Source organism: Streptomyces netropsis (genome assembly GCF_014203545.1).
Lineage (GTDB): Bacteria > Actinomycetota > Actinomycetes > Streptomycetales > Streptomycetaceae > Streptomyces > Streptomyces netropsis.
The window spans coordinates 588,005-614,918 of the sequence record NZ_JACHJG010000002.1 but is presented as its reverse complement, the minus strand read 5'-3'; the positions used below and the strand labels follow the sequence as shown (position 1 = coordinate 614,918).

The 26,914-nt window shown below is 71.7% G+C and carries 19 protein-coding genes; 10 read left to right on the top strand and 9 right to left on the bottom strand.

Annotation, left to right across the window (positions count from 1 at the left end):
- Positions 1–190 precede the first annotated feature (190 nt).
- Positions 191–967: a hypothetical protein gene (locus FHS38_RS07075; protein WP_184731886.1), complete on the top strand. Its 777-nt coding sequence runs from the start codon at positions 191–193 to the stop codon at positions 965–967.
- A gap of 75 nt (positions 968–1,042) precedes the next feature.
- On the opposite strand, the gene FHS38_RS07070 is transcribed toward FHS38_RS07075, so the two are convergent.
- The 6 genes from FHS38_RS07070 to FHS38_RS07045 form a co-directional block, all read right to left on the bottom strand.
- Positions 1,043–1,267 (bottom strand): hypothetical protein, encoded by a 225-nt coding sequence (locus tag FHS38_RS07070; protein ID WP_184731884.1) that lies wholly within the window; start codon positions 1,265–1,267, stop codon positions 1,043–1,045.
- Between the two features lie 127 nt (positions 1,268–1,394).
- Positions 1,395–3,476 (bottom strand): sensor histidine kinase, encoded by a 2,082-nt coding sequence (locus FHS38_RS07065; protein ID WP_184731882.1) that lies wholly within the window; start codon positions 3,474–3,476, stop codon positions 1,395–1,397.
- Positions 3,477–3,595: 119 nt separating this feature from the next.
- Entirely contained in the window at positions 3,596–4,264 is a 669-nt protein-coding gene (locus tag FHS38_RS07060; protein WP_184731880.1) for a response regulator transcription factor, read from the bottom strand.
- A gap of 83 nt (positions 4,265–4,347) precedes the next feature.
- The gene (locus FHS38_RS07055; RefSeq protein ID WP_184731878.1) at positions 4,348–8,208 is read right to left on the bottom strand and encodes an amino acid adenylation domain-containing protein; all 3,861 of its coding nucleotides are present in this window, start codon (positions 8,206–8,208) and stop codon (positions 4,348–4,350) included.
- A gap of 122 nt (positions 8,209–8,330) precedes the next feature.
- Positions 8,331–9,500, bottom strand: a complete 1,170-nt coding sequence (locus FHS38_RS07050) for a 3-dehydroquinate synthase family protein (RefSeq protein WP_184731876.1) — start codon at positions 9,498–9,500, stop codon at positions 8,331–8,333.
- A 155-nt stretch (positions 9,501–9,655) separates the two neighbouring features.
- Positions 9,656–11,683, bottom strand: a complete 2,028-nt coding sequence (locus FHS38_RS07045; protein WP_184731874.1) for a transglycosylase domain-containing protein — start codon at positions 11,681–11,683, stop codon at positions 9,656–9,658.
- Between the two features lie 461 nt (positions 11,684–12,144).
- Here FHS38_RS07045 and FHS38_RS07040 point away from each other — a divergent pair, with 461 nt between their 5' ends.
- Positions 12,145–13,959, top strand: coding sequence for a M4 family metallopeptidase (locus FHS38_RS07040; RefSeq protein WP_184731871.1), 1,815 nt, complete (start codon positions 12,145–12,147; stop codon positions 13,957–13,959).
- An 87-nt stretch (positions 13,960–14,046) separates the two neighbouring features.
- Here the strand turns inward: FHS38_RS07040 and FHS38_RS07035 are convergent, their stop codons facing one another.
- Entirely contained in the window at positions 14,047–14,895 is an 849-nt protein-coding gene (locus tag FHS38_RS07035) for an MBL fold metallo-hydrolase (protein WP_229822752.1), read from the bottom strand.
- Positions 14,896–15,090: 195 nt separating this feature from the next.
- On the opposite strand from FHS38_RS07035, the gene FHS38_RS07030 reads away from it, so the two are divergent.
- From FHS38_RS07030 to FHS38_RS07020, 3 genes are all read left to right on the top strand, one after another.
- Positions 15,091–15,543 carry a MarR family winged helix-turn-helix transcriptional regulator gene (locus FHS38_RS07030; RefSeq protein ID WP_229822751.1) on the top strand — a complete coding sequence of 151 codons (453 nt, stop codon included), beginning with the start codon at positions 15,091–15,093 and terminating at the stop codon, positions 15,541–15,543.
- 271 nt (positions 15,544–15,814) lie between these two features.
- Positions 15,815–16,186 (top strand): helix-turn-helix transcriptional regulator, encoded by a 372-nt coding sequence (locus tag FHS38_RS07025; RefSeq protein ID WP_229822750.1) that lies wholly within the window; start codon positions 15,815–15,817, stop codon positions 16,184–16,186.
- A 269-nt stretch (positions 16,187–16,455) separates the two neighbouring features.
- Complete coding sequence (locus tag FHS38_RS07020) at positions 16,456–17,007, top strand: peptidase inhibitor family I36 protein (protein ID WP_184731867.1); 552 nt, start codon at positions 16,456–16,458, stop codon at positions 17,005–17,007.
- A 73-nt stretch (positions 17,008–17,080) separates the two neighbouring features.
- On the opposite strand, the gene FHS38_RS07015 is transcribed toward FHS38_RS07020, so the two are convergent.
- Positions 17,081–18,214, bottom strand: a complete 1,134-nt coding sequence (locus tag FHS38_RS07015) for a terpene synthase family protein (protein WP_184731865.1) — start codon at positions 18,212–18,214, stop codon at positions 17,081–17,083.
- Positions 18,215–18,522: 308 nt separating this feature from the next.
- Between FHS38_RS07015 and FHS38_RS07010 the strand changes: the two genes are divergently transcribed.
- From FHS38_RS07010 to FHS38_RS06990, 5 genes are all read left to right on the top strand, one after another.
- Entirely contained in the window at positions 18,523–18,669 is a 147-nt protein-coding gene (locus tag FHS38_RS07010; RefSeq protein ID WP_184731863.1) for a hypothetical protein, read from the top strand.
- A gap of 239 nt (positions 18,670–18,908) precedes the next feature.
- Positions 18,909–21,959 carry a lantibiotic dehydratase gene (locus tag FHS38_RS07005; RefSeq protein ID WP_184731861.1) on the top strand — a complete coding sequence of 1,017 codons (3,051 nt, stop codon included), beginning with the start codon at positions 18,909–18,911 and terminating at the stop codon, positions 21,957–21,959.
- Positions 21,956–23,290, top strand: a complete 1,335-nt coding sequence (locus FHS38_RS07000) for a lanthionine synthetase C family protein (protein WP_184731859.1) — start codon at positions 21,956–21,958, stop codon at positions 23,288–23,290. The genes FHS38_RS07005 and FHS38_RS07000 overlap by 4 nt, the downstream gene beginning before the upstream one ends.
- Before the next feature lie 32 nt (positions 23,291–23,322).
- Complete coding sequence (locus tag FHS38_RS06995) at positions 23,323–23,889, top strand: DUF4232 domain-containing protein (RefSeq protein WP_184731857.1); 567 nt, start codon at positions 23,323–23,325, stop codon at positions 23,887–23,889.
- Positions 23,890–24,308: 419 nt separating this feature from the next.
- A complete protein-coding gene (locus tag FHS38_RS06990; RefSeq protein ID WP_184731855.1) occupies positions 24,309–25,769 on the top strand; it encodes a hypothetical protein in 1,461 nt (486 codons plus the stop codon).
- Positions 25,770–25,856: 87 nt separating this feature from the next.
- Here FHS38_RS06990 and pip read toward each other — a convergent pair whose 3' ends face one another.
- A complete protein-coding gene (gene pip, locus FHS38_RS06985) occupies positions 25,857–26,816 on the bottom strand; it encodes a prolyl aminopeptidase (RefSeq protein ID WP_184731853.1) in 960 nt (319 codons plus the stop codon).
- Positions 26,817–26,914 lie beyond the last annotated feature (98 nt).

Below are 26,914 nucleotides of genomic sequence, written 5' to 3'. Positions count from 1 at the left end.
TTTCCGGGGAAAGTCTCACCGAGGGCCGTCGGACGTCAGCTTCGTGATGCGCGTCGCCCCTCTTCTGTGAAGTCACATGCGTTCTTGCGAGATTTATGGGGAAGCTAACAGCCAACAGCGGCCCCTTAGGCTTCCGCGCAGCGGACACACGAAGGCACCCGCAGTGGTCCGGCAGAGAGAGGACGAATACGTGGCAGCCACATTCGGTACGCACGACGGCATCGAGACGACCCTCGAGTTGTTGCGAACAGAGCTTCCCCAACTGGAGAAGCACCAGCAGACCCTGGAGACGGACCTGGCAGTGGTCACCGAGCGGCTGGAGTCGGTCCGGCTGGCTCTGCGCAGTCTCGAGGCACTGGCACCCGCCCCGCTGGCGCGAGCGGCCACAGCGGTGGCGGCGGCGCCGTCCGGTCTTCCCGATTCCGTCGGGGAGCAGGGCTCCGAGTCCTCGAAGGCTCCCGCGCCCGTTGCCTCGCCACGGCAGGCAACCGAGGAGAAGCCGCAGGCCACGCGCGGGAAGAAGGCCGCCGGCGAGACGAAGCCGGCCGCGGGCAAGGCGACCGGTTCCCGCAAGCGCACGGCGTCCACCGCCGAGGGCAAGGTCCCGCGCCCGCGCGTGGCGAAGAAGGCCGTCGCCGCGAAGAAGCAGCCGGCGAAGAAGGCCGTCGCGGTGAAGAAGGAGGCCAAGGCCACCGCGCCGAAGGAGGTCCAGGCCGATGCGGGGAAGGCCGCGCAGGCGACGTCGGCGGAGCAGCCGAAGAAGCGGGCCAGTGGGCTGACCAAGGACGTCGTGGCGCATCTGGCCAAGGCCGGTGCCCCGGTCAAGGCCCGTGAAGTCAACCTGGCGCTCGGCCGCGATGACACCAATGGCAGCATCAACGCCGTGCGCACCTCACTCGAACGGCTGGTGAAGGCGGGCCAGGCACACCGTCCCGGCCGTGGTTTGTACCAGGCGACGAGCGGCTGACGGCGACGGAGCCGAGGCCCGGGCCGACCGACTCGTCGGTGGCCCGGGCCTCGGCTCGTCCTGGGGTCCTCGCCGCTAGGACTTGGGCCCGGGGAAGCGGGGGGCCCTGGCCTTCGGCCCGGGGAAGCGGGCGGCCTCGGCCTTCGGGCCCGGGAACGCGGCCTTCGGCCCCGGGAAGCCGCGGACCTCGGCGGAGCGCCTCTTGTGCCGGGCCCACGGCACCGCGCACAGGGCCGCGAGCACGGTGAGGACGCCGAGCGCCTTCATGACGGGAAATGTGAAGCCAACGCGTGCAGACATCGGTTCGTTCCTTGTTCGTCGTTCGTCGTTCGTCGTCCGCGACGGCCCGTCCCCCGAGTACGGGCCGTCCTGTCACCGACGACTCTCGCGCTCCCGTTGTCCCGGGCACATGGGGACGCGGTCCCGACTAGGTCCCGGCCCCGGTCCCGGCCCGTCGGCCGTCGGGGCTGTACGGGAACACGGCCCGTACGACGGTGCCGTCGGTCGTACTCGTCAGGGTGAACCTGCCGCCGAGTTCCTCGGAGCGCTCCGCCATCGACGCGAGCCCGACACCCGGGCCGCGCTCGTGCTCGGGGATTCCGTCGCCGTCGTCGCGGATCTCCATGGTGACGGCCTCGGGCGTCACACCCACCGAGGCGTGGGCGTGGTCGGCGCGGGAGTGCCGTACGACGTTGTTGAGCGCCTCGGCGGCGATGCGGTAGACCGCGACCTCCACGGCGGCCGGGAGCTTGGGGAAGGGGTCGGGTTCGAGGGCGACGGTGATGCGCAGCCGCCGCCCGGCCAGATGCTCGCCCAGTTGCCTCAGTGCGCGGGGAAGGTCGGCGCCGTCCAGGGCGGCGGGCGCCAGACCGTCGGTGATGTGACGCAGTTCCTCGATCGCCCGCCCGATGCCCGCCGATACGGCCCGCAGCGGCTCCGAGGCCCTCAGGTCGGTCCGTATGGCCGAGTGGACGGCGTCGACCTGCAGCCGGAGCCCGGAGAGTGCCGGGCCGAGTCCGTCGTGAAGGTCGTGCCGCAGCCGTCTGCGTTCCTCCTCGCGCGCCATGACGATCTTCTCGCGGCTGGTCTGCAGGTCCTTGTACAGCCGCAACGACGCGATGGCCGGGGCGCCTTGGTCGGCGAGGATCTGTACGGCTTCACGGTCCTGATGGTCGAGGGCGAGTTCCCCCGGGCGGGCCGGGACGAGCAGGTAGCCGATGTCGTCGCCTTGGTAGACGAGGTGGAACACCTCGCTTTCCGGGGCGATCTCGCCGAGGCTCGCCAGTTCGCGCGGGCCGCCACGGGTGACGACCACCAGCCGGGCGCCGGGCAGCTTGAGGGTGTGGACCACGGTGTCGCACAGCAGCCGGGGCGCGTCGTCGGGGTGGGGCGCCGTGCCCAGCCGGTCGGCGAGTTCACGCACGGCTTGATACGGCTGGGCGCGTTCGCCGTAGTAGTAGTGCTCGGCCACGCGGGTGGCCCAGCGGGCGGTGGGGCGCAGCAGGGCGCCCACGATCAGGGCCAGGCAGGCCAGGAGCTGGGCCTCGGCGGTCACGGATCCCGGCGCGATGGAGGAGAGGAAGGCGCCGACCGCGGCGTAGGCAAGGAACATCACGAAGGTCAGCAGGAGGGCGGTCAGTACACGGCGGGCGGCCCGGTCGAGGGCCCAGGTCCGGTCCCGGACGTGGACGTAGCCGAGGGTGACGGGCCACAGGACGGCCGGGACGTAGAAGGCGGCGAGCTTGAACTCGGAGGCGATGTCGGCGTGGAGGTAGAGGTAGCCCGCGGCGACCCACAGGAGATACGGCACGACGAGGATCCAGTAGGCGCGCCGGCCCTTCGGGGTGCGGCGCCAGCGGACCGCCATGACGGCCAGGCCCACGGCGAGCATCAGTGAGGGGACCCAGGCGTCGGCGGTGTCCATCCATGGGGTGAGCCACCCCTCGACGCGCGCCCAGCCGCCGTGGTCCAGCGGGGTGGGGCGGTTGTACCAAGTACTGCCGGGGAGAGCGAATTCGTAGTACTGCTGGAGCACGCTCCAGACGATGACGAGCACCACGCACGGCGGGCCCCATCGGCGGGGCAGGTGTCCGTCGGGGAGCCACAGCGGCATGCCGTAGACGACGACGCCGAACAGGGCGAAGGCGGTGATCTGGACGACGACCACGGCGGTGTAGGTGACCGGATCGACGTGGGCCAGGACGGCCACGACGGAAATCGCCTGCCCCAGGGCCAGGGCACAGCCGGAGACGAGCAGGAGCCGTCCCACCGCCCGGCCGGAGCGGCGGGCGACGAAGGCCATGCCGTTCAGGGCCAGTCCGAGCCCGACGAGGACGTTCACGGACGCGTAGCCGGTGCGGACGTCCTGGAGCCGGGGATGGCCGACGTGTGTCAGCGTCACGACCGCCCACACGATGCCGGACAGCATGGTGACGACGCTCACCGCGTAGGCGGGCAGCATGCCGGGGCCCGAGCTCGGCTTCTTCCGCGTCGTGTGGTCCGTGGGCATCTCGGCCCTCCTCGCCGCGTGTGGCGCTGACCTTCGATCCTCGTGTGCCCGTGGTCCCGGGCGCATGGGGCGTGTGTCCCGTTCCGGCCCCGGAGGGCGCGGTACCCGCGGGGGCCCGGTCAGTCGTCGTCGCCCAGGCCCACGTCCCTGGCCCTGGCGACGGCTTCGGCACGGGAGGTGACCTGGAGTTTCTCGAAGACGTGCGTGACGTGGTTGCGCACGGTCTTCTCCGAGAGCACCAGCTCGCGGGCGATGTGCCGGTTGTCGAGGCCCCGGGCGATCAGTTCGAGCACCTCGGACTCACGGGAGGTGAGGGAGGGGAAGAGCATTTCCGCGTCGCGGCGCCGGCTGCCGGAGAGCAGTTCGGTGAGGTGGGCGGCGATGTCCGAGCCGAACACGGCGCCGCCCGCGGCGACGGTGCGCACCGCGTGCTGGACCTCGTCGGCACCCGCGCCCTTCACCAGATAGCCGCGCGCCCCCGCCTGGAGGGCAGCGAGCAGACTGCCGTCGTCGTCGGACATGGTGAGCATCAGGACGGGGAGTCCGGGGTGGAGTTCGGCGAGCTGACGCGTCGCCTCGATACCGGAGGCGTCCGGCAGGGAGAGGTCCATGACGACGACGTCGGGGCGGTGCTGCGCCACGGCGTCGGGTACCTCGCCGACGGTCTCGGCCTCGGCGACGACGACGGCCCCGTGGGCGATCTCCAGGGCGGCCTTCAGCCCCGCGCGGAAGAGTGGATGATCATCGACGATCAGGACGCGGGGCACAGACCTGTCTTGTTCGCTCACGAATCGACGCTATCAGCTACTTTTGTTGACTCAGATCCTTTTCGTCTGCGTCACGATCGTCTCGCACTCGTACGGCTGCGCCGTCACACCTCATCGACTCCCAGGCGGCGTCGTATCGCCCGCACCAGCTCGTCCACGCCCGGATCCCTGAGGAGCCCGTAGTGGTCGGCCGCGAGGTCGACGAAGATCGGGGCGGTCGACGCGTACCCGCTGCTGTTCTCGATGAACGAGTAGTCGTCGCCCTCGGCCTTGAAGACGGTCACCGGGGCGTCGATCCTCCTCTCCTTCAACTCGTCGAAGGTGTACTTGAATTCGTAGGTGCGACGCACGACGTCGACGATCCGCTTGATCAGCGCCCGGTCAAGGTCCGTGAACCGGGCGCCGATGAACGAGGTGAAGCTCTCCTCGTCCTCGGTGGCCCTCAGGCAGTCCTCGAGCGCCGGGCCGGTGGCGCTGCCCGCGAAGACCGAGAAGAGGATCGCCACGAACGCCTTGTTGCGGTAGGTGGGCTCGCCGCCGTGCGCGGACTCGTACTCCGCGCGGAACTTCGGTGACCCCGGCGCTATCAGGAAGAGGTTCTCCACCCGGTCACCGGCCTGTTCGAGCCGGTAGGCGGTCTCGAAGGCGACCCGCGCGCCGAAGGAGTAGCCCCAGAGGGTGTAGGGGCCCACCGGCTGGATCCGCTTGAGGGCCGTGACGTCCGCCGCCGCCATCTCCTTGATGGTGGGGTAGGGGGTCTCGCCCTCGTTGATCCCGTGTGCCTGGACCCCGTAGAAGGGCCGGTCGATGCCCACGGCCGCGGCCAGCGGCCTCAGGTTCATGGCGTAGCCGCCGAGGCCGGGCCAGCAGTGGACGGGGGGCTGGGTGCCCTCGCCCCACAGCCGCACCAGGCGTGAGGAGGCCACCGAGGACACGGAGTCCGCACCGTCGACCCGCCGGGCGAGTTCCTCGACGGTCGGATGTTCGAACAGGACCTGCAACGGCAGCGCGCTCTCGAATTCCTTGTTCAGCTTGTTGATGAGCGCGACCGCCATCAGCGAGTTCCCGCCGGACTCGAAGAAGTCGTCCCGTACGGAGACCGAATCCCGCTTCATGGCCTTCCGCCAGATACGGCTGATCCGCTCCTCGGTCCTCGTCCGCGGTGCGACGAAGGGGCGCGGGGCGGCCTCCGCGTTCACCTGGTCCGACGCGGCCAACGCCTTGGCGTCGATCTTCCCGTTGGCGGTGAGCGGCAGCCTGTCCACGACGAGGACCCTGTTCGGCAGCATGTAGTCGGGAAGGAAATTGATCAGATCGTCCTTGATGATCTCCGCCGGGCCCTTCATGTGGACGATGTCCTCCTTCATGCCCTCACTGCGCAGCTGCTCCTCGCTCACCCGGCCGCCGACGAAGAAGTAGGACGCCCCCGTGTCCTGCCCGAGACCGGCCAGGATGCTCTCCATGCGCTTCGCCGACGGCAGATCGTCACCGCTTCTGGAGCTGTATCCCGAGGACATGAACCCGAAGCCGAGGTCGTTCATCTGCAGACGCTGGAGCTTCCTGCCGAGATCGATGTAGCCGCGCCAGCCCCGGCGGTCCTTGTCGACCACGGTGATGCCGAGGGCCGACCTCTCGTAGACCCGCTGGTTGATGGCGATGACGTGCTTCTTCAGGACGATCTCGTCCGAGATCCTCTCCAGGTCGCCGTCCCGGTACCGGTACAGCCCCGTCGGCACGTCGGACACCTTCCCGGGGTGCGTCTGGACGTAGATCTCGAGGGAATCCTCGTCGGGCCGCGTCGCGGCGTACGGGACCACCTCGAACGTGCCCAGGTAGTAGTCCTCGTCGGCGCAGTCGAGGTCGTCCTTCACGGCGGGTGTCCAGCCGAGGGGCCTGACGTCCAGGCCGTACGCGGGGAGGACCTCCTCGAACAGGCCGATCATGTGGCCGGTCTCGATTTCGAGGACCTCTTGGATGTTGTTCTTGTAGACCGGCTCGATCGCCGACTTCTTCCCCAGGAAATGGAGCGTGACCCGCGCCGTTCCCGTGCCGGCCGTTTCGCGCATCAGCACCAGCCGATGGTGCACGGGGTGGTAGTAGTAGCATCCCGGCTTCACACCGCCCACCCCGTTCAGCTCGATGTACAGCTGCGTGGCGTACAGCGAACCCGGCGACGCGTAGCCGTACTTCGGCAGCAGCCGTTCCGTGCTCAGGTACTGGCCGAAGTAGCGCAGGATCTCGCCCCATTCGGGGAGTGTCAGGGTGTCCGGGCCCCGGGGGGCCGCGGCCGCGGCGCTGCCGCCCAGAAGGCGCAGCACATCGGCCTTCTCGATGTCGCCGCCCTCGAAGAACCGGTAGGTCTTGCGGGCGAACACCCGCCGCCGCTGCTCGGGTGTCGGTACCGCACCGGGCAGGTCGGCCGCCGTCCTGCCGCGGAGTTCCGCCGCGTCCCGGCAGCCGCCGTTCGACAGCTGGGCCTTCACCTGCAGTCTGCTCGCCTTCGACCGGTGGTGGGCGCCGTGCCGCCCCTGGTCCATGAGCGCCGCTTCCTTCGGGCTGAGCTCGATGCAGGCGATCAGGTTCTGGAACCCGGTGCGGGGGTCGTCCTTGACGACGACCGCGGCGTTCTTGACCCAGTCGTGGTTCTCGATCGCCAGCCTGATCTCGTCCAGCTCGACCCTGAAACCCCTCAGCTTCACCTGGTTGTCCGCCCGGCCCGCGAACTGGACCGTGCCGTCGGCATTCCAGTACGCCAGGTCGCCGGTCCGGTACAGCCTGGCCTCCGGGTCGTCCGGGTGGAACGGGTCGTCGATGAACCGTTCCGCGGTCAGCTCCGGCCGGTGCAGATAGCCGCGCGCGAGCTGGGCTCCGCCGATGTACAGCTCACCGGTCTCCCCCACGGCCACCGGGGACCGACGGGCGTCGAGAATGCGGTAGTGGGTGTGGTGCACGGGGGTACCGATCGGGATCATGTGCGTGCCGCCGTCGACGGAATCCCGGTCGACGACGAACGCCGAGGTGTTGATGGTGCACTCGGTCGGCCCGTACAGATTGACCAGATCGCACTTCGGGAACGTCTCGAGGCATTGCCGGGCGAGGTTCTTGGACAGGGCCTCGCCACCGCTGAAGATCCGGGTGAGCGAGGTGAGCCGCGCGAACCCGTCGGTGTCCAGGAGTGCCTGGAGCAGGGTCGGCACGCATTGGAGCGTCGTCACCCGGTGCGTGCCGATGGCCTCGATCAGCCCCTCGGGGTCCCGGTACACGCCCGGGCGGCCCATGACGACCTGGCTGCCGCAGCTCGGGGCCAGGATCTCCCACTGCGCCGCGTCGAAACTCATCGGGGTCTTCTGCAGGACGACCGCGTCCCGGCCCAGGTCGCAGACGGCTCTCATCCAGCGCATCTGATTGACGATGGCACGGTGTTCGATCATGACCCCCTTCGGCTTCCCCGTGCTGCCGGAGGTGTAGATGACGTAGGCCAGGTCCTGCGGGCGCGGGCCGGTGCCGAGGGCGCGGCGCACGGCCTCGGCCTCAGGTGAACGCGCGAACTCCAGCGCGTCCGGCAAGGTGACGACGGTCGTGCCCCTCGGCGCCAGCTCCGCCAGCCTGGGCGTGAGCTTTTCCTGGGAGACGATGACGTCGACCCGCGCGTCCTCGATCATGTACCGCAGTCGTGCCTCGGGGTACTCCGGTGACAACGGCAGATAGGCACCTGAAGCGAACAGGATCCCCCAGGCGCCCACCATCAGTTCGATCGAGGGCTCGACGAATATCCCCACACGGTCGTCGGGGGCGACGCCGAGATGTCGCAGGTATGCCGCGAGGTCCGCACTTGCCTCCGCGAGCTCGCGATAGGTCAGGCTCTCCTCCTCGGCGACAACCGCCGTCCGGTGGGGGTGCGCCTCCACCGCCTCCTGGAAGAGGTCGGTGAGGCACTGGTCACGGGATGTCTGTGTGGTCGGCACGACCGTCTCCTCGGGTGGGGTGCCACTGGGGCACCGAATCGGGATGAACTTCGTGATCCACACTGGCTGTCCCGATGTCCCGGACACATGAGAGGACGGTTGCGCGGCGGTCCCACATCCCGTCACGGGCGGCCGGGACCGACGGCCGCCGCCAGGTCCCGTCCGGCCGGCCCGTGCGCGGGCGGGGAGCCCTCGGCCACGGTCCCGGCGTCCTCGGTCGCACGCGACGCCCCCGCGCCCCGGCCGATGATCGCGTCGATCCCCGCGCGCAGGACGTCCTCACCGACCTCGGTGGCCAGGTGACCGCCCGCGGTGTGCGGCTCCCCCAGCCGGTCGAGGAGCACCGGCGTCGGGCGGCCCGGGGAGGCGGTGCGGCGCAGCGCCGCCAGGAGGTCGTCGGCGGTGACCGTGGCGGGCAGCTCCATGGGGACGCCCCACCGGGCCACCAGCTCCCGGTGGGCCCGCTCGCCCTCCTCGTCCAGCAACCCCGAGAGCCTGGCCACACGGGCGGCGACGAGCATGCCCAGCGCGGTGGCCTCGCCGTACCGCAGCGCGTCGGCGCCGAGCCCTCGCAGCGCGTCCGCCACGGTGCGCCCGTAGTGGAAGGCCATGGCCGGGCCCTGCTCCAGCGGGTCGTAGTGCAGGAGCGTGGCCCGTACTTCCAGGCACAGGGCGATGAAGGACGCCAGGGTGCCCGTGTCGTACCGCGCGTCGGGGCGCAGCCGGTCGGCCACCCGGTCGTGGAAGGCCGGGCTGACGGCCAGGACGTTCCTGACCAGCGCGCTCAGTCCGGAGCGGACGGCGTCGGGGGTGAGGGTCCGCAGGAAGTCCAGCTGGATACGGACGAGGAGCGGCGCGGGGCGGGGGCCGGTGGGGCCGACGAGCGACAGCGCCGAGTCCGACATCGCCCGCAGCGTGGTCGGCAGGTACACCAGGCGTGGGCGGCCCTCGGTACGGGCGGCCAGCCGGCCGGCGGCGTCGATGACGCGGGTGCCGCCGAGGGCGACGATCACCGAGCCGGGCGTGGGTGCCGCGCGGTCCGGGACGTCCTGGCCGGTCAGCCACCGCACGCAGGTGGGCGCGGCCGTGCCGAGGTGGCGCAGGACGCGGGCGATGTGCGCCCGGGGCAGCGTGCGCTCCGTCACGAGCACGAAGGCGTCGGGGGCCGGCTCGGCCGCGATCCGCGCCAGTTCGGAGAAGGAGTCGTCCCCGCAGCGCACCTGTACCGGGAAAGACACGGAACCGGCGACGAGGTACCTGTCCAGGGCGATCGGTGAAGCGAAGACAGACATGAGGGGCTCGTTCGTTGAGCTGAATCGGATGGTCACCCATCACGATCAGCGGCTCGACGGCCCAAGGGCATGAGGCCGCGGCCCCGTCCGTGCCCCGCCCACGCCCGGGTGAGGGGGGTTCGGCGGGCGGGCTGGAGTGGCCCGCCCGCCGGCGCTCAGGAGGTCGCGTTGCCCATGTAGTCGGCCCAGATCCGGGGCGGGAAGACGTTGCCGCGCTCCGACTTCTCACCGCCGACGTCCGACATGGGCAGCAGCTGCGGCTCGCTCGGCTTGGTGCGGAACATGGCCACGGCGGTGGACAGCTCCTTGGTGTAACCGACGAACCACGCGGACTTCAGCCGGTCCTGGTCACCGGTGCGGCCCGCCGCGAAGGGGCCGAGGCGCCGGGTGGTGTTCGCGTCGAGATCGCCGACGCTCTTGGCACCGGCCTCGCGCAGCACGTCGGAGACCTTGTTCGCCACGTCCTCGTCGAGCGCGCGCTGTGACCGCGTCTGCTGGAAGCCCTCTACCGGCTTGCCGTCCTTGAGCAGTCTGGTCACGGAGTACGGGTCGTTCTGCAGGCCCTGATTGGCGAAGGTGCCGTAGGCCACCGCCATCCGGATGGCGCTGGGTGTCGAGGTACCGATGGGGAAGGTGCGCTCGAGCGGGGCCATGCTGTCCTTCAGCAGTCCCGTGCGGACGGCGGTGTCCCGCACCTGCTCCAGCCCCACATCGCGGCCGAGCTGGACGAACGTCGCGTTGCCCCCGGTGATCGAGGCCTGGCGCAGGGTGGGATGCGCCTCGTCGGGGCCCTCGACGTCCGGCTTCCCGGGGCCCGGCGGCTGGGTCGGCCGGGCGGCCGGGAAGACGTCCGAGGACTGTTGCAGGGTGCCGTCCTTGCCGTAGTAACTGTCGAGGGACACCTCCTGCCGGTCGCCGTCGCCCGATGCGGCGCCCGCGCCGTTCTTGAGGGCGGCGGCGAGGACGAACGGCTTGAACGCGGATCCGACGGGCACGCCGGAGGTGTCGGCGTTGTTGGTGAAGTGCTTGGTGGCGTCGGGGCCGCCGTAGAGGGCGACGACGGCACCGTCCGAGGGCCGTACCGAGGCGGCGCCGACCTGCACATCGGTGTCGGCCGGGCGCTTCTTGGGGTCGATGTCGCGCTTCAGTACCCCCTCCACCGACTTCGTCAGCTGCCGTGTCTTCTTCTTGTCGAAGGTGGTGTGGATGCGGTAGCCGCCGTGGGCGAGGTCCTTGTCGGTGAGTGGTGTGCGCTGCTTGATGTTCTTGTTGGCGACGTCGACGAGATAGCCGATCTGGCCGCTCAGGCTGGTGGCGGTGGACTGCTTGCGCGGTTCGGGGAACGTCCGGTACTTGTCCCGCTCCGACCGGTCCATGAGCCCGGCCCGGACCTGCCGGTCGAGGATCCACTTCCAACGGTCCTCGGCCCGCTCGTGGTTCTTCTCCCCGAGTGCGGGGTCGTACTGCTCGGCCCCCTTCAACAGCGCTGCCAGCAGGGCGCCCTGGCTGGGGTTCAGCTTCTTGGCCGGGATGCCGTAGTAGGCCTGGGAGGCGGCCTCGATGCCGTACGCCCCGCGGCCGAACCAGCTGGTGTTGAGATAGCCCTGGAGGATCTCGTCCTTGCTCTTCCGCTGGTCCACCTTCAGCGAGATGACGAACTCCTTGACCTTCCGTGTGATCGTCTGTTCCTGGGAGAGGTAGGTGTTCTTCACGTACTGCTGGGTGATGGTGGAACCACCCTGGGTCTCCTTGCCCTGTGCGGTGCTGAAGAAGGCGCGCAGGATGCCCTTGAAGGACACACCGGAGTCGCTGTAGAAGCTCTCGTTCTCCGCCGCGATCACCGCGCTCTGGGCGGACTTCGGGACGTCCGCCAGCCGGACGATGTTGCGGTTGACCGCGCCCAGACTCACCATCTGCGTACCGTCGGCCCAGTAGTAGGCATTGGCCTCCTGACGGGCCGCCGCGTTCTCGTCGGGGACCTTCACGGTGATGTAGACGTACGCGAACAGCGCGCCGAGGAAGGCGAGGCAGAGCGTGAAGGTACCCAGGAGTTGACGCCACGACGGAAGCCAACGACGCCACCCTCGTCTGCCGCGACGCGGGTAGTCGATGAAGCGCCGCCGCCCGTTCGTGCCCGCGGCCCTACGGCGGGGCAGGCGTGGCTTGTACCGGTGTATGCCCATGGTCCCATCGCTCCTCGACGAGGCAGCTCTCTCGCCTTGCATCGGTTCGTCCTGTGCCGTGAATCGTTCGTCGACTCAGACGATCACGAGCCCTACCCGGTTGGCCTGCTTGTATGAGCATTTCATGACAGCCGTCCGGGGAACGGCCCGTCGCGACCGGGAAGGCCTTCGTCACCCGGGTCGTCTCACATGACGAACAGTCAGTGAGCCGAGTCAACGCATCCGCGCATGACGCCGTCTTCACCCAAGAAGCACGGATGGTCACCCTCCAACCACTTATTGCTGACTATTTGTTACATCAATGTTCACAGTGTGAAAAACACCCCCATACCTCTTTACGTGTGCATGCCATATACACCAAGGTTCCGGGCGGGGGCCACTTGGTCCCCGCAGTGCCCAGCGGCACCGCGTCTCAGGGCGATCGGGCTCCCCGGCCGCCCCACAGCCAAGGACCTTGAACCGTGCATAGACCCCACATATGCAGCCTGGCCATCGCCGTCGCCCTGGCGGCGACGGCGACCCTCACGGCGGGAACGGCCCTCGCCGCCCCGTACGACCACCGGGCCTCCGCCCCCTCTCCCACCACCTCCCCCGCCCTCCCCGTCGCGTCGGTCGTCGACGCGGCCCGCACGGCCGCGTTCGCGCACGCCTCGGCGACCGGCGTCGGCGAGCGCGACGGCCTGAAGGCAAAGGAGACGCTGGTCGACCCCGAAGGCAAGCGGCACGTCCGCTTCGTGCGCACCCACCGCGGTCTGCCGGTGCTCGGCGGCGACCTCATCGTCCACCTGGACGCCAAGTCGGCTTACCTGGGCGCGACCCGGGCGACGGACCACCGGCTCGCCGTCCCCACCGTGACACCGAAGGTGACGGCCACTCAGGCCAAGGCCAAGGCCGCCGCCGTGGCGAAGGGCGACGCGGAGAAGGCCGAGCTGGTCGTCGACGCCCGCGACGGCAAAACCGTGCTCGCCTACCGGGTGGAGGTGACGCGGAGCCGTACCACCGAGGTCGGCGGCGCCCGGACCGTGGTCGTCGACGCGATCACCGGTGCCGTCCGGAGCGACACCCCTGTCGCCGACCCGTTCGTGTCGCCGCAGCTCAAGGAGAAGCTGCGCGAGAGCGGGGGGAAGCTCACCCCGAAGACCGGCCCGTCCCACGCCCCCGCCCGAACGGTCGGCCCGGCCAAGTCCGCGAGTGCCTTCCCGGCCCCCGCCACGGGCACCGGCGCGTCACTCTTCTCCGGCAGTGTGCGGCTCGGCACCACGCAGACCGGAAAGAATTCCTTCCTGCTCAAGGACCCGGCCCACGGGAACACCCAGGTCCGGGACGCGGGCAACAAGACACCCTCGTTCTCCGGCGGCAAGGCGTTCACCAACACCACCAACCGCTGGGGCGACGGCACCAACGGCGACCGCGCCACCGCGGCCGTCGACGCCCAGTACGGCATCACGAGCACCCTGGACTACTACAAGAACGCCTTCGGCCGGAACGGCATCAAGGGCGACGGCACCGGGGCGAAGGCCCTGGTGCACTACGGCGAGAAGGTCGACAACGCGTACTGGAGCCCCAGCGCTCAGACCATGCTCTACGGCGACGGCGGCCAGCTCTTCAAGAACCCCCTGGTCGTCCTGGACGTCACCGCGCATGAGCTCACCCACGGAGTGGTCAACGCGACCGCGGACCTCCAGCCCACCCGGGCCCAGGGAGGCACGTCGTACGGTGAGCCGGCCGCGCTCAACGAGTCCCTCTCGGACATCTTCGCCACCTCGGTCGAGTTCGCCGCGGGCAACGCCGGCAACCCGCCGAACTACCTTCTCGGCGAGAAGCTCGGCCTGAAGACCGGCTTCCTGCGCCGCCTGGACAAGCCCTCACTGGGCTTCGAGGGCGACGTTCTCGACTACTGGAAGAAGGAGGCGTACGACACCGAGTCGCACCGCGGCTCCGGCATCTCCTCGCACGCCTACTACCTCCTGGCCGAAGGCAGCGGCAAGAAGAAGATCGGCGACGTGACCTACGACTCGCCGACCTTCGACGGCAGCGCCGTGTCCGGCATCGGCCGGGACAAGGCATCGGCGATCTTCTACCGGGCGCTCACCCGGTACATGGTCTCCACCACCGACTTCCACGACGCCCGTACCGCGACCCTGAAGGCGGCCGACGACATCCACGGCGCCGACAGCGTCGAATACAAGGCGGTCGACCGGGCCTGGGCCGCCGTCAACGTCACCGCGGACAACACACCGTCCGGCTCCCCCGCCGAGACACCCACCGAGGACTGACCGGCCTCGCCCCGAAACTCCGTGGGTGCCCGCTCCGGGCACCCACGGAGGTACGTGACGTCATCGCCGGGTCCGGGGGCGGTGACGTCAGGGCTCGGGGTGCCAGGCCGGGCCGTCCGGGTTCGGACGGACCCGTCCGAACACCACGTCGGCGAAGTGGACCCCGAACCCGATCGTGTCCGGCCGTGCGAGCTCGGCCACCAGGCGACGTCGGTGGACGGCGGACTCCACCGGGTCGTGATCGGGACCGGCCGACCAGTCGGGGTGGTCGATCTGCACCGAGGTGTGCATCGCGTCGCCGAACGCGATGAGGCGCAGGCCGCCCGAAGTGATCGTGTAGGCCGCGTGGCCGGGGGTGTGACCGGGTGTCAGGAAGACCCGGACCCCGGGGAAGATCTCCTCGTCGTCGACGACGGTACGGACCTGGGGCTCCAGCGTGGTCAGCATCTCCTGCGTCACCCCGTGGCCGGCGTTGGGGCGGCGCTGCGCCCACTCGGGCTCCGGGAACAGATACTCCGCGCCGGCGAAGGCGATCCGGTCCGTACCGGGGACGGGGAGGCAGGCCCAGCCGAGGTGGTCGGTGTGCAGGTGGGTGAACGCCACCGCCTCGATCTCCTCCGGCCTGCGGCCGAGGGCGGCGAGGTTGTCGAGCATGTCGCCGCCGTGGATGGCGCCGATGAACGGGTGCTCGGGATCCGCCGGCCACGTCTGGGGCCCGAAGCCCGCGTCGATCAGCAGGGCCCGCTCGCCGTGCTCGACGAGCAGCCCGCCGATGCTCGCCACCAGATTGCCGGTGGCGTCGAGGTACTCGGGGTGGGCCGCCCAGTACTCCTCGGTCGAGTCCGCCAGCCAGCCGAGCGGCTTGAGCGCGACCGCCCCGTCCGGGACGTAGCTGATCTTCAGCTCGCCCAGCTCGAACGACCGGATCCCCGACACCCGGCGTAACCGCCGATGGCTTTCCGGCTCACCCTGCGATGGGTCGGTTATACGGGCGGATGCGGGACGCGTCATGACCGCGGTCTCCTTCTCGTGACGGGCACCGCTCCGGGCGGTGCTGCACAAGAAACTTACAACTAGAATCATTCAAGTTGCAATGATGAAAGCTTGATGCAACTGGGTAGAATGACGGGCATGACCAATGACCTCGTGCCCGGGGACCCAATGGTCGGTGCAGAGCCGCGCGCCGCCGCAGAGCGGGAGTTGTGCGGACTGGTGGGCGGGCTGGCCCGACAGCTCGAGTCGCACGTGCGGGAGCGCGCGGCGCAACTGGGCCTGACCGCCCCCCAGGCGACCGCCCTGCGTGAGCTGACCGGCCCGATGACCATGCGCGAACTCGCCGACCGAATGAGCTGCGAACCCTCCAACGCCACCTTCGTCGTCGACCGGCTGGAGAAACTGGCCCTGGTCGAACGCCGCCCCCACCCCACGGACCGCCGCGCCAAGCAGCTCGCCCTGACCGGCGACGGCACCGCCCTGCGCAACCGGCTCCTGGAGCTCCTGACCCACCACTCCCCGCTGGCCGCCCTCAGCCCGCAGGAACAGCGCACCTTCCACGCCCTGCTGCTCCGGACGAGAAAGAGGTAGCCGGGCGGGCCGGGAGCCGGCCCGGCTGCTTCGACGACCGCTTGCCGACAGCGGATGGCCGCCGCCCGATTCGGATATGGCGGAGCGCCGACGCGCCCTACGGTTTCGAAGAAATCGGCGCTCTGGAGGCGTACATGGACAGCTATCGGGGTGCGCGGACAGTCGTGATCGTGGGTGCGGGCGTGGCTGGTCCGACAGCGGCCACTGCCCTGGCACGCGGCGGATGGCAGGTTGAGATCGCCGAGGTGGGCCCGCCGGAGGCGCCTTCTGGATGGCCCAGCAGCACTCGCACACCGGCGAGCTGCGTGACGGTCCACAACCCGGCTACCCGCGCTCCTTGCGGGCAGCCCTCGCGTTCATCGAAGCGAACCTCGCCGAACACATCAGCCTCGGCGGCATCGCCGGTGCCGCGGGCTGCAGCCCGCGGACCCTCAGCTCCGCATTCCGCGGTCGGCTCGGCCCTTCGCCCATGTCCTACGTCCGCAACCTGCGGCTCGACCGGATTCGTGAGGACATCCTCGCCTCCAGCGACCCCGTCGGCACGATCGCCTACCGGTGGGGCGTCTCGCACCTCGGCCGCTTCGCCGGCGAGTACCGCGACCGCTTCGCCGAACTGCCCTCCGACACCGCAGCCCGCAGGTGACCCGGCCTCCCCCCTCCCCTGCCTGTCACCGCATCAGCCCGGGGCCGTCCGTCGCTTCGCGGAAGCGACGCGTTTACGCCCATCGCGTTGACAGCCGTGCCGTGCCGCCGCAATAGTCTCCACCGCGCCCGCGACTCACGTCATGACGGGCCATCAGGCAATCGGTCCAGCACTCGCACACGCACGTGATCAGGAGTGATCGAGAGGCGCCGGCCCGTACGGGCCGGCGACCCCACCCCGCGTCGGCGGGAGATCCCGGAGGATCGCACATGCGTCAGAGTTTCCTGACCGTATCCGCAGTGGCCGTGGCCGCCATGGCCTGGGCGCCGCAGGCGCAGGCGGCCGGCACGTCGACGGGCGGCGCCGTCGCCGCCTACGGCCAGCAGCAGATCAACTTGAAGCAGAACGGCTGGGGGGACGCGCGCAGCTGCGTCGTGTACTCCAAGTCCACGGTCCGCTGCTTCAAGACCCACGCCGAGGCGGACCGGGCACTCGGCTACTCCCGGGCGACGGACCCTCTCGTCACGAACGCCAAGGACCCCTCGATCCTGATCCCGGCGTGCGCCAGCGGCTGGACGTGCCTGTACGAACACAGCAACGGCGGCGGGCGCCGACTGATCTTCAACGACTACTACTGGCACAACCTCAACGAATACGGCTTCGACAACCAGACGTCCTCCTGGCGCAACAACCAGTCGGACTCCTGGTCCTGGCTCGCCGGAGGCACCGGCGGCAACGGCGGCCAGATCAGCCTCTCCACCAAGTCCTACAGCTCCAACCTCGGCGCCTACAACGACTGGGCCAGCTCGGTCGCGGCCTGACGGCCGGCGGGCCCGGCGGGCCCGTTCACGCGAACCGTGTCGTGAGCGGGCCCGCCGGGCCCGCTCGCTCTCCTCACCCGGCGCGCTCCTCCACCGACAGGACCACCGTGCGCTCGGCGGTCAGCCGCAGGATGCTGCCCTCATGCGGATCGAGGCCCAGCCGGGCGCCGTGGTAGCGGGGCGTGGTGGCGGAGAACCGGAGATTGCCCGCGGTCATCTCCAGGATCCCCTTCACGAAGGCCCTGACGTCGGGGCGCGCTCCCAGCGGGCCGGCCAGGACCTTGTCGTGAGCCGTGTGGAGCGCCGCCTCGGCGGCGTCCAGCTCCTCGCACAGGCGGTCGACGGCGCCTTGCAGACCGAGGCCCTCGCTCTGTCGGAGCACGGTGACGGCGTTGACGACCGGGCCGCCGGAGAAGAGATCGCGCCGGTAGGAGAACAGGTCGTTGACCAGGACGCCGAAGCGCCGGCTCGCCTGGCAGACGGCCTCCAGGTCGGCGTCCGACCGACGCAGACCGGCGACGTCCGTGGCGGTGGCGTACTCCACCAGGCCGACGGCGGCCTCGGCCGCGGCGGTCAGCAGCCGGTCGGCGAGATAGGTCTCCAGGTCCGGGTCCTTCAGGGGCGCGTCGAGCGCGCGGACGCAGGCGTCGAACCATTCCTCGCACACCGCTGTCAGACGGGTGTACTGCTCGGGGGTCATCCGGCGCCGGACACCGTCGAGGACGTCGGCGTAGGCCGCGCCCCACGGCGAGGTGAGGTCCGGATCGCCGTGGTGAGCGCGCACGCAGGCGTCGACGGCCGAGCGGATCAACTCGCCGTGGCCGAAGCCCTCGTCGTCGTCCTCGTCGTCGCCCTCGCCGCACCGGAGATTGTCGAGGGTGTCGTCGATGGCGAAGAAGTAGGTGGTGAAGGCGGACAGGTCCGCGAACCGTTCCACGGACGCCGAGGGGAAGGCCCACTCCGGGAACAGGACGACCGGCCGCAGGGAGTACCGCAGGTCCTCTTCGGACAGCGGCAGGAACGTCAGATGCCGGTCCGCCCACTCCAGCACCCGCGCGGAGACCTCGGCGGCCTGCGGATGCCGGGTGGCCGCGAGCCCGCGCCCCAGCGGGGGCAGGCGGATGGTGACCGGTTCGGCCTGAGGCACCGCGGCGAGGGGCGGGCAGCGGTCCTGCCCCGGGGCTCTCGTCTCGAGGATGTCGTCCATGTCTCCCTCATCTCCCGCCGGGGTCGGCACAGGACCGACCTTGGCAGGCCGCCCGCCGAACCGGGGGAATCCCGGTCCGGCGCGTCGCGGTGCGGCCGGGCGCACCCGCTCCCCGCCGGGCGGGCGCCCGGCCACCCGCTCCCCTTCCGGTCACTGCCGTGTACCTCTTCCGCTACCGGGCGCGACACCGTTGATCCGGCGTTGATCGAGGGTTGATGAGCCGCTCCTAGAGTCCGGCGTAACCGGTCCGGGCAGCGGCTCAGACGGTCGCGATGGCGCCCGGACACCGGACTTGAGGAGGAGTTCCCATGGAGAACCTGTTCGATCTGGATGTGGAAGAGATCGCCGTGCCGTCCTTCGACGAGACCGGGGCCGCGGACGCGCTCGGCTTCGTCTCCTTCCCCACCCCGATCACCGGTCGTGTGTGCAACCCCGACACGGGCTGTATCTGCTAGTCCGCTCCACGGCGCGTGGGTGGGGTGCCGGGTCGCCCCCGGCTCCGGCACCCCATCCACGCCAGGGGAGCGAGGGTGTGCGAGGCGGCGAAGGGGAGTCGATGGTGTTGCGGGTGCCAGGCAGGGACGACGCGGACGGGGATCCGGAGTTCGCCTGTGCCGATACGGTCCTTCTCCGGGCGGCCGTCCGTCCTGGCGGCGCCGCGGCGGTGCGCCCGGATCCGGGGGAACCAGCCCGCGTGCGACAGGCCGCGGCCGACGATCTGTTCCGTGAGGCCATCGCCCTGGCCAGCCCGTCCCTGGCCCACGTCCTGGACAAGGCCGCCGCGGGGCACCCCCTGTCGCCCAAGGAGATACGCCGGGCGGCCCGCGCGGTGACGCGCTATCAGCTGCGGATGAGCGGCCGGGCCACGCCCTTCGGCGTCATGGCCGGAGTGACCGCCGCCGGTTTCGGCCCCGCCCCCGAGGCACGCTGGGGCTCGGCCCACACCAAGGCGGCCCGGGCGGACATGGGCTGGCTGTTCGACGTCGTCGCCCGCCTGGAACGCGACCCCACCGTCCTGGCCCTGCTGAGCGTCACCGCCAATGACCTGTGCACGGTCCGCGGCGACCGGCTCGTCCTGCCCTTCGTCCCGGCACAGGACCTGCACGAGGGTTCCCACCGGGGCGGGGCGGCCACCCAGGAGGTGTCGGTACGTCACACCGAGCCCGTGCGTCGCGCCTTCGAGCTGGCCGCGACCCCCGTGGCCTGGCCCGATCTGGTCAAACTGCTGGGCGAGGACCATCCCGAGGTGGCCACCGACACGGTGGCGCGGATGGCCGCCGAGCTCGTCCGCCTCGGTCTGCTGCTCACGCAGCTGCGGCCGCCGCTGGACGACGGTGACCCGGTGGAGCACGTCCTCGGCCTGCTGGCCGGGCACAGCGGGGTCCTCTCGCCCGACAGCCGCCGGGTCGTCGACGAGCTGATCGACATCCGGAGCGGGCTGGCGGCCTACGCCGCCGCGCCCGTCGGCCGGGGCGGCCCGGCGCTGACCGCCGTGACGGACCGCATGCGCGCTCTTCGGCCCGCCGAACGTCCGGTGCAGGTGGATCTGGCGCTGGACGCCGACGTCCGCCTGCCGGACGTCGTACGGGCGGAGGCGGAACGCGCGGCGCGGGCGCTGGTGTCCTTGTCCGCGGGCCGGCCGGGCCCCCGTCACTTCCGCGACTACCACGCGAAGTTCCTGGAACGGTACGGCACGGGCAGGTCGGTTCCGCTGCTGGAACTGCTCGATCCCGCGCGCGGGCTGGGTGTGCCCGACGGGTACGGCGCCCACGCGCCCGGCGGCCGCTCGGGCGGCGAGGGCGGCGAGGGCCCGGCCGCGCGCGACCGGCTCCTGCTGGCCTGGGCCCAGGAGGCGGCCATGGCGTCGCAGCGCGAGATCCTGCTGGACGACGAGCTGCTGGCCGAGCTCCGCGGGGCCGGGGCCGGGCCCGCGCCGGAGGACGCCCCCGGCCCGCCGCCGTCGTTCGATCTGCTGGCCGAGCTGCTGGCGGACTCCGTGACGGCCATGGCCGAGGGCGAGTTCCGGCTGATCGTGGGCGGGGTGTCCGGGGGCGCGGGGGCGGTCGCGGGACGGTTCGCCCATGTGCTGGGCGAGGCCACCGCGGACTTCGGCCGCGTCGTACGGGCCGTACCCACCCGCAACCCGGCGGCCGTCCGGGCCCAGTTGGGCTTCTCGCCGCGTACGGGCAAGGCCGCGAACGTCTCCAAGGTCCCGAGGTGGCTCGACCACACCATCACCGTGTCCGCGTTCGCCGACCGCGGCTCCCCGCACGCCCTGGGCCTCGCGGAGCTGGCCGTGGTGGCGGAACCCGGGCGGCTGGCCCTGGTGTCGACCGCTCTGGGACGCGAGGTCGTGCCCACGCTGCCGACCATGGTGCTGACCCCGGGCAACGCCCCCGACGTCGCCCGCTTCCTGGAGGAGATCCAGCGCGGCGGCGAGGCCGCGTGGCCGGGGTGGGACTGGGGCACGGCCGCCGCCCTCCCCTGCCTGCCCCGCGTGCGCTACGGCCGGACCGTCCTGGCACCGGCCCGCTGGCGGCCCGCCGATCCCGCGCTCGGCGCGCCCACCACGCCACCCGACACCTGGCGTCGGCGGTTCGCCGCCTGGCGCGCCAGGGCGGGTGTGCCCGCCGAGGTCGCCTCGGTGTACGCCGACCACCGCATCGCCCTCGACCTGGAGGACCCGGAGCACCTGGAGTTGCTGAGGCACGAGTGGCAGCGCCGCCCGGGGGCGTTCCTCCAGGAACTGCCCGCAGAGGGTGCCTACGGCCACGGCTGGTCCGCGGGACGGCCCGCCGAGGTCGCCTTCCCGCTGGTACGGACCACCCCCGGCACGGCCCGGCCGCCGGCCATCGGACCCGGCCGCCCGCACCCGGTGTACGGCCCCGGGTCGCAGTGGCTCTACGCCAAGCTGTACTGCGCCACGGAACACCAGGACACCTTGCTCGCCCGGCGCCTCCCCGGCCTGCTGAGCCGGCTGCCCGAGGGCGTGGACCGCTGGCACTTCCTCCGCTACACCGACCCCGCACCCCATCTGCGGCTGCGCTTCCACGGCACCCCGGAGGTCCTCGGCGGACAGCTGCTGCCCCTCCTGGGGCGGTGGGCCGACGAGTTACGGCGGCAGGGGTGGTGCGCGCGGACGGTGCTCGACGCCTACGAGCCCGAGTGGGAGCGTTACGGCGGGCCCGAGGCGATGGGGGACGCCGAGGCGGCCTTCGACGCCGACAGCCGGGCCTGCCTGGAGCAGGTGGCCCTGCTCCGCGAAGGCGCCTTGGACATCGACCCCCGGCTGCTGGCCGCCGCCAATTACGTGGACCTGGCCCACCGCTTCTTCCGTGACACCGGCGACCCCGGCCACCCCGGCCACCGCGAGGCCGCGTACCGGCTGTGGGCCGACGCGGGCCCGCTCGGGCACCGGGCGGCGCCGACCGCCCTGCGGCAGGAGGCGCGGCGGCTCGTCGATCCGGACGGCCGGTGGACGGAGCTGGCCCGGCGGCCGGGCGGGGCGCAGTTGCTCCGCGCCTGGGAGCGGCGCGGCCCGGCCGTCGCCGCGTACGGAGCGCGACTGCGCGGTCTCGACGAGACGGCGTGGGCCGAGGAGGGCACGGTCCTGACGTCCCTGATGCACATGCATCACAACCGGCTCGTGGGAACGGCCCGCGGTGCCGAGGAGGAGTCACTCGCCCTGGCACGCCTGGCGGTACGGGCGCACATCGACCGGGAGCGGGAAAGGGCGCGGGCATGAGCACACGGGACAGGGCGGCGGCCCTCTCCGCCGACATCGCCGAACGGCTCGCCGACCCGGGCGGCGTCCGGGCCCTGCTGCCGCCCTCGCCGGAACCGTCGCGGGCGCTCACCTTGAGCGACGGCGCGCCGGGCATCGCGCTGCTGCACCTGGAGCGCGGGCGGGTGGCGGAAGCCGCCCTGGGGGCCGCGCACCGGTGGCTGGCCGACGCGGTCACCCACGCCAAGAACCCGTCGGACGGCACCCCTCCCTCGGCTCCGGGGCTGTACCTGGGCATTCCCGCGCTGTCCTTCGCCATGTGCCGTGCCGAGCTGGTCTCCGGACGCCCCGTCCGGGCCGCCGCGCGGCTCGCCGGGCACGTCCGGGCGTTCGCCCGGGGGCTCGCCGCCTGGGAAGGACGGCGGCGCCCGCACGACGGCGAGTGCGTGAGCGTCGGGACGTACGACGTCATCTCGGGGCTGGCGGGCCTGGGCGCGCATCTCCTCGACGGCCGGCAGGACGGTGTCGAGGGCAGTGGCGAGGCACTGGCCGAGGTCCTGACCGCGCTGACAAAGCTGGCCGTGCCGCTGCGGCTCGACGGGCGTTCGCTGCCGGGCTGGTGGACCGCCCAGCACTCCTCCGGTTACGCGCCGACGGCCCCGGAGACCGGCCACGCCAACGTCGGTCTGGCGCACGGCGCGCCCGGTCCGCTGGCCCTGCTGGCCCTGGCCTGGCGGCACGGTGTGGTCGTGCCCGGGCAGGAGCGGGCCATCCGTGTGCTCGCCGAGTGGCTGATGGGCATCGAGCGGCAGGACGAGGAGGGAGGCTGGTGGCCCCGCACGCTGGTGCTGGCCCCCGACGGCGCGCCGACGGCCAACGAGAGCGGACCGGGCCGGGCGTCGTGGTGCTACGGGACCGTGGGCATCGCCAGAGCGCTGTACCTGGCGGGGAGCGCGCTGGACGTGCCCGAGTGGCGTCGCGCCGCGCTCACCGCCTGGCGCGCGGCTCTCTCGCGCGCCCGCCGCACCCACGACGGCCCGGCGGGGGCGAGGTTGACGGACGCGGGGCTGTGCCACGGCTGGGCCGGTGTCCTGCAGGCCACCTGGCGCATGGCGGACGACACCGGGGACCCGCAGCTGCGCGCGTGGCTGCCCTGGCTCGCCGACCGCGTCCTGGATCTGGCGGCCACCGACCAGCCCTTCGGCCTGCGGCCCCCGCTCCCGGACGCCGACACCGTCAGCGACCCCGCGGGTTTCCTCACCGGGGCGGCGGGCGCGGCACTCGCGCTGCACACCTTCGCCACCGACACCGCCCCGGCGACCCGCTGGGACCGGGCGCTGCTCCTGGCGTGAGTGACGCGCGCGGGACGTGGGACGATCGGCGGGTGAACACGACCTGGGCCACGGTGCGCCGGATGCCCCTCCGCCGCCTCGGGCGAACGGCTTCGCCGGTCGTCGCGACCGCTCTCCTCGCCGCCTGTACCGCCTCTCCCTCGGCAGCGCCGAAGGCGGACGCCGCCCCTCCCAAGCCGTGCGTCGAGATCAAGGCCGGCCCCGTCGACGGTGCCATGGGCCTCCGTTCCCTGGCCCTGGAGATGGTCAACTGCGGCTCGCGGCCCTACACCGTGAAGGGGTATCCGACGGTCCGCGTCCTGGACGGCGACCGCAAGCGGATCGACGTCACGGTCACCGAGGGATCCTCCGCCGTCGCCACCATCGGCGACGCGACCCCCAAGCCCGTGATCCTGCGGCCCGGCGAGAAGGCCGTGGCGGGTCTGCTGTGGCGGAACACCGTGACGGATCCGGCGGTGACCGCCGTACGCGCCACGTACCTGGAGGTGGCCCCGGCCACCGGGGCCCCGTGGCAGACGGTGAAGCCGGACGCCGGCATCGACCTGGGCACCACCGGCAAGGTCGGTGTCAGCCCGTGGAAGCTGCCGCCCCGGAGGTGATCCGGGCCGGGGGCCGCGGAAATCACCTGGTCGCGTCACCTCTCACAGCGGTATCGTCCCGGTCCCGAGGAAGTCGGGTGGGTTCCGGCCGGGGAGCCGGCGGAGTTCAACGCGCACATCGTCGGCGAGATCCAGGTGGTCCACGCGTTCCACTGACGGTCCGTCGGGAGCTGCCGCGCTCGCCCCGCCCGTCTCGCCGGGCCTGTCGGCGCGGGGAGTTGACGTGCCGTCCGCGGATGTGTGATTCAGATCATCACCCCGGCGCCGGGGGAACCGGGGCGGCCGTCGGCGTCCGCATGGCATGATCATGCGGATCATTACCGGCGGGTAATCGCAATTCGCCCGCAGCCGTGTGACGCAGTCCGCAGGTGTCGATTCCCTGCGGCCTGCCCCCACCTCACGCTCCCGAGGATCCCATTTTGCGCAAGACCAACAGAAGTATCGCTTTACTGCCCGCTCTCGCCGCCGCTTCCCTGCTCGTCGGGTGTTCGGCCGCCTCTCCCTCTTCCAACGCGGCCGGCGGCGACGCGGAGCCGGCGGGTGGCGCCTCCCCGGCGGCCGCCCCCGCCCCGCAGCTCGCCGTCCAGGCAGCGCCGGCCCGTGCGGCCGGCGCCCCGAGCGCCGTGGCCCGTCCCTCCGGCGGCGGCCGTCAGGCACAGAAGTCCTCGCTGAAGATCGCCTCGTTCGACCACCGGAACGGACGGGCCGTCATCTCCGGTGCGTCGGACGCGCCGAAGAAGCCCACAGCCGGACACACCTCGCCGCCCGCGGCTGCGCCCCCCAAGTCGGCCGTGGCCGTCGGTGACGTCATCGCGAGCGCACCCGCCCCCGGCGCGCCCAACGGTGTGCTCGCCAAGGTCACCAAGGTGTTGGGGAAGACCGAGAAGGGCACCGAGGTCAACACGGCCCCGGCGACGCTCGGCGCCCTGCTGGGCGACGCCAAGGCCGACGGCAAGGTGCCCGTCGACCCGTCCGCCATGAAGGTCGAACCGCTGCTGCAGGGGACGAAGGTCTCCTGGGCCAAGACGGGCAACGTCCGGTTCGGTCCCAAGGGTGCGAAGGTGCCGCTGGGCAGCCTGCGGATCGACGTCGGCGCCTCGGTCCCCACGGCCAAGGGCGCCCCGGTGTCCGCCGAGGCGTCGGTGGCGGGCTTCGTCCAGCTGGCCCCCGAGGTCGACTTCTCCTACAACGGCGGCGGGTTCGGCTCCGCGGGTTCGCCCGGGACCGCTTCCCTGGGGCTCTCCGGCGACTGGTCCTCCCAGTGGGAGCTGAAGGGACAGGCGGCCGGGTCCACCAAGGACGGCAAGCCGCTGCGGCTGCCGTTCGCCAAGCTGCACGCCGCCCCCGTCATCCAGGTCGGTCCGGTACCGGTCGTCGTGAACGTCGACCTCACGTGCTACCTCCAGGTGGACGGTGACGGCCGGATCGGTGTCGACGTCAAGCAGAGCGTCAAGGGCGACTTCCGGGTCGGCGGCGACTACACCCGCGGCAAGGGCTGGAGCCCCGTCTCCCAGTCCGACATCAAGGCCACCCCGGTGCTCGCGACGGCGTCGGCCGCGGGCCAGGTGAAGGCCACGCTCGGCGCCGAGGCGGCCGTCGGGCTGTACGGCATGGCGGGTGTCAGCGCCGAACTCGCCCCGTATCTGCGGGCCGAGGCCGAGGGCAGCGCCACCGCGTCCAGTGACGGCACCGCCTCCGCCACCGGCCGGTGGGCGGCGTTCGGCGGTTTCGACCTGTCGGGCGCGCTCCAGGCGCAGCTGCGGATATTCGGCACGCCGATCTTCGAGAAGCGCATTCCCCTCGGTTCGCTGCACCGGGAGTGGAAGCTCGGAGGCGGCCAGGGTTCGGTGTCCACGGCACCACGGGCCAAGGGGCACTGAGCCCCGGGTCCACCCCGCTCATCGGGCCGGGTGCCCGGGAGGAGTCGAACTCCTCCCGGGCACCCGGCCCGTGCGCGTCGGCGGGGCTCACGGCCGGGCGAAGCGGTCCAGTGCCCCGCGTGCCTCCTCGCGCATCGTGTCGCTGCCCAGGTGACCGGAGTCGCCGACGACGACCAGCCGCGCGTCCGGCCAGGCCCGGGAGAGTTCCCAGGCGGTGCCGAGGGGGCCGCTCAGATCGAGACGGCCGTGGATCAGCACGCCGGGGATGCCCGCCAGCCGTCCCGCGTCGCGCAACAGTGCGCCTTCCTCGAGCCACGCGCCGTGCGCGAAGTAGTGCGCGGCGATCCGGACGAAGGCCAGCCGTCCGGCCGGCGGACGTCCGCTGTAGGGAGCCGGCGCGCCGTTCGGCTCCAGCGAGAGGACCGCGTCCTCCCAGGCGCACCAGTCGTGCGCGGCGCGGGCGCGTACCTCCGGATCGGGGTCTTCCATCAGGCGCGCGTAGCCCGCGACCAGGTCGCCGTCGCGGTCGGCGGCGGGGAGCCCGGCCCTGAAGCGCTCCCACGGTTCGGGGAAGAACCGCGCGACGCCCCGGTAGAGCCAGTCGATCTCCGTTCGCCGGGTGGTGGTGACGCCGGTGACGACGATCTCCGACACCCGGTGCGGGTGGCGCTCGGCATAGGCGAGGAGCAGCGTGGATCCCCAGGATCCGCCGAAGAGCAGCCAGCGGTCGACGCCGAGGTGCTCGCGCAGTCGCTCCATGTCGCGCAGCAGGTGCTCGGTGGTGTTGTGGCGCATGTCGGCCGCGGGGTCGCTCGCGTGCGGCGTGCTGCGGCCGCAGCCGCGCTGGTCGAAGAGGACCACCCGGTAGCGGTCCGGGTCGAAGTACCGCCGGGCGGCGGGCGAACACCCCGACCCCGGCCCGCCGTGGACGACGAGGGCGGGCTTGCCGGAGGGGTTCCCGCAGACTTCCCAGTAGACGTGGTTGCCGTCGCCGACGTCGAGCATGCCGTGGTCGTACGGCTCGGTCGGCGGGTAGAGGCGTTCCATACCTGAGACTTCTTTCCCACGGGGTACGACAGCGGACACAGCGGCGCGGCCAGGTTAACCCGGCGGCTCCACCGCGCCGCGGCCGCCCGGGCTCGGGC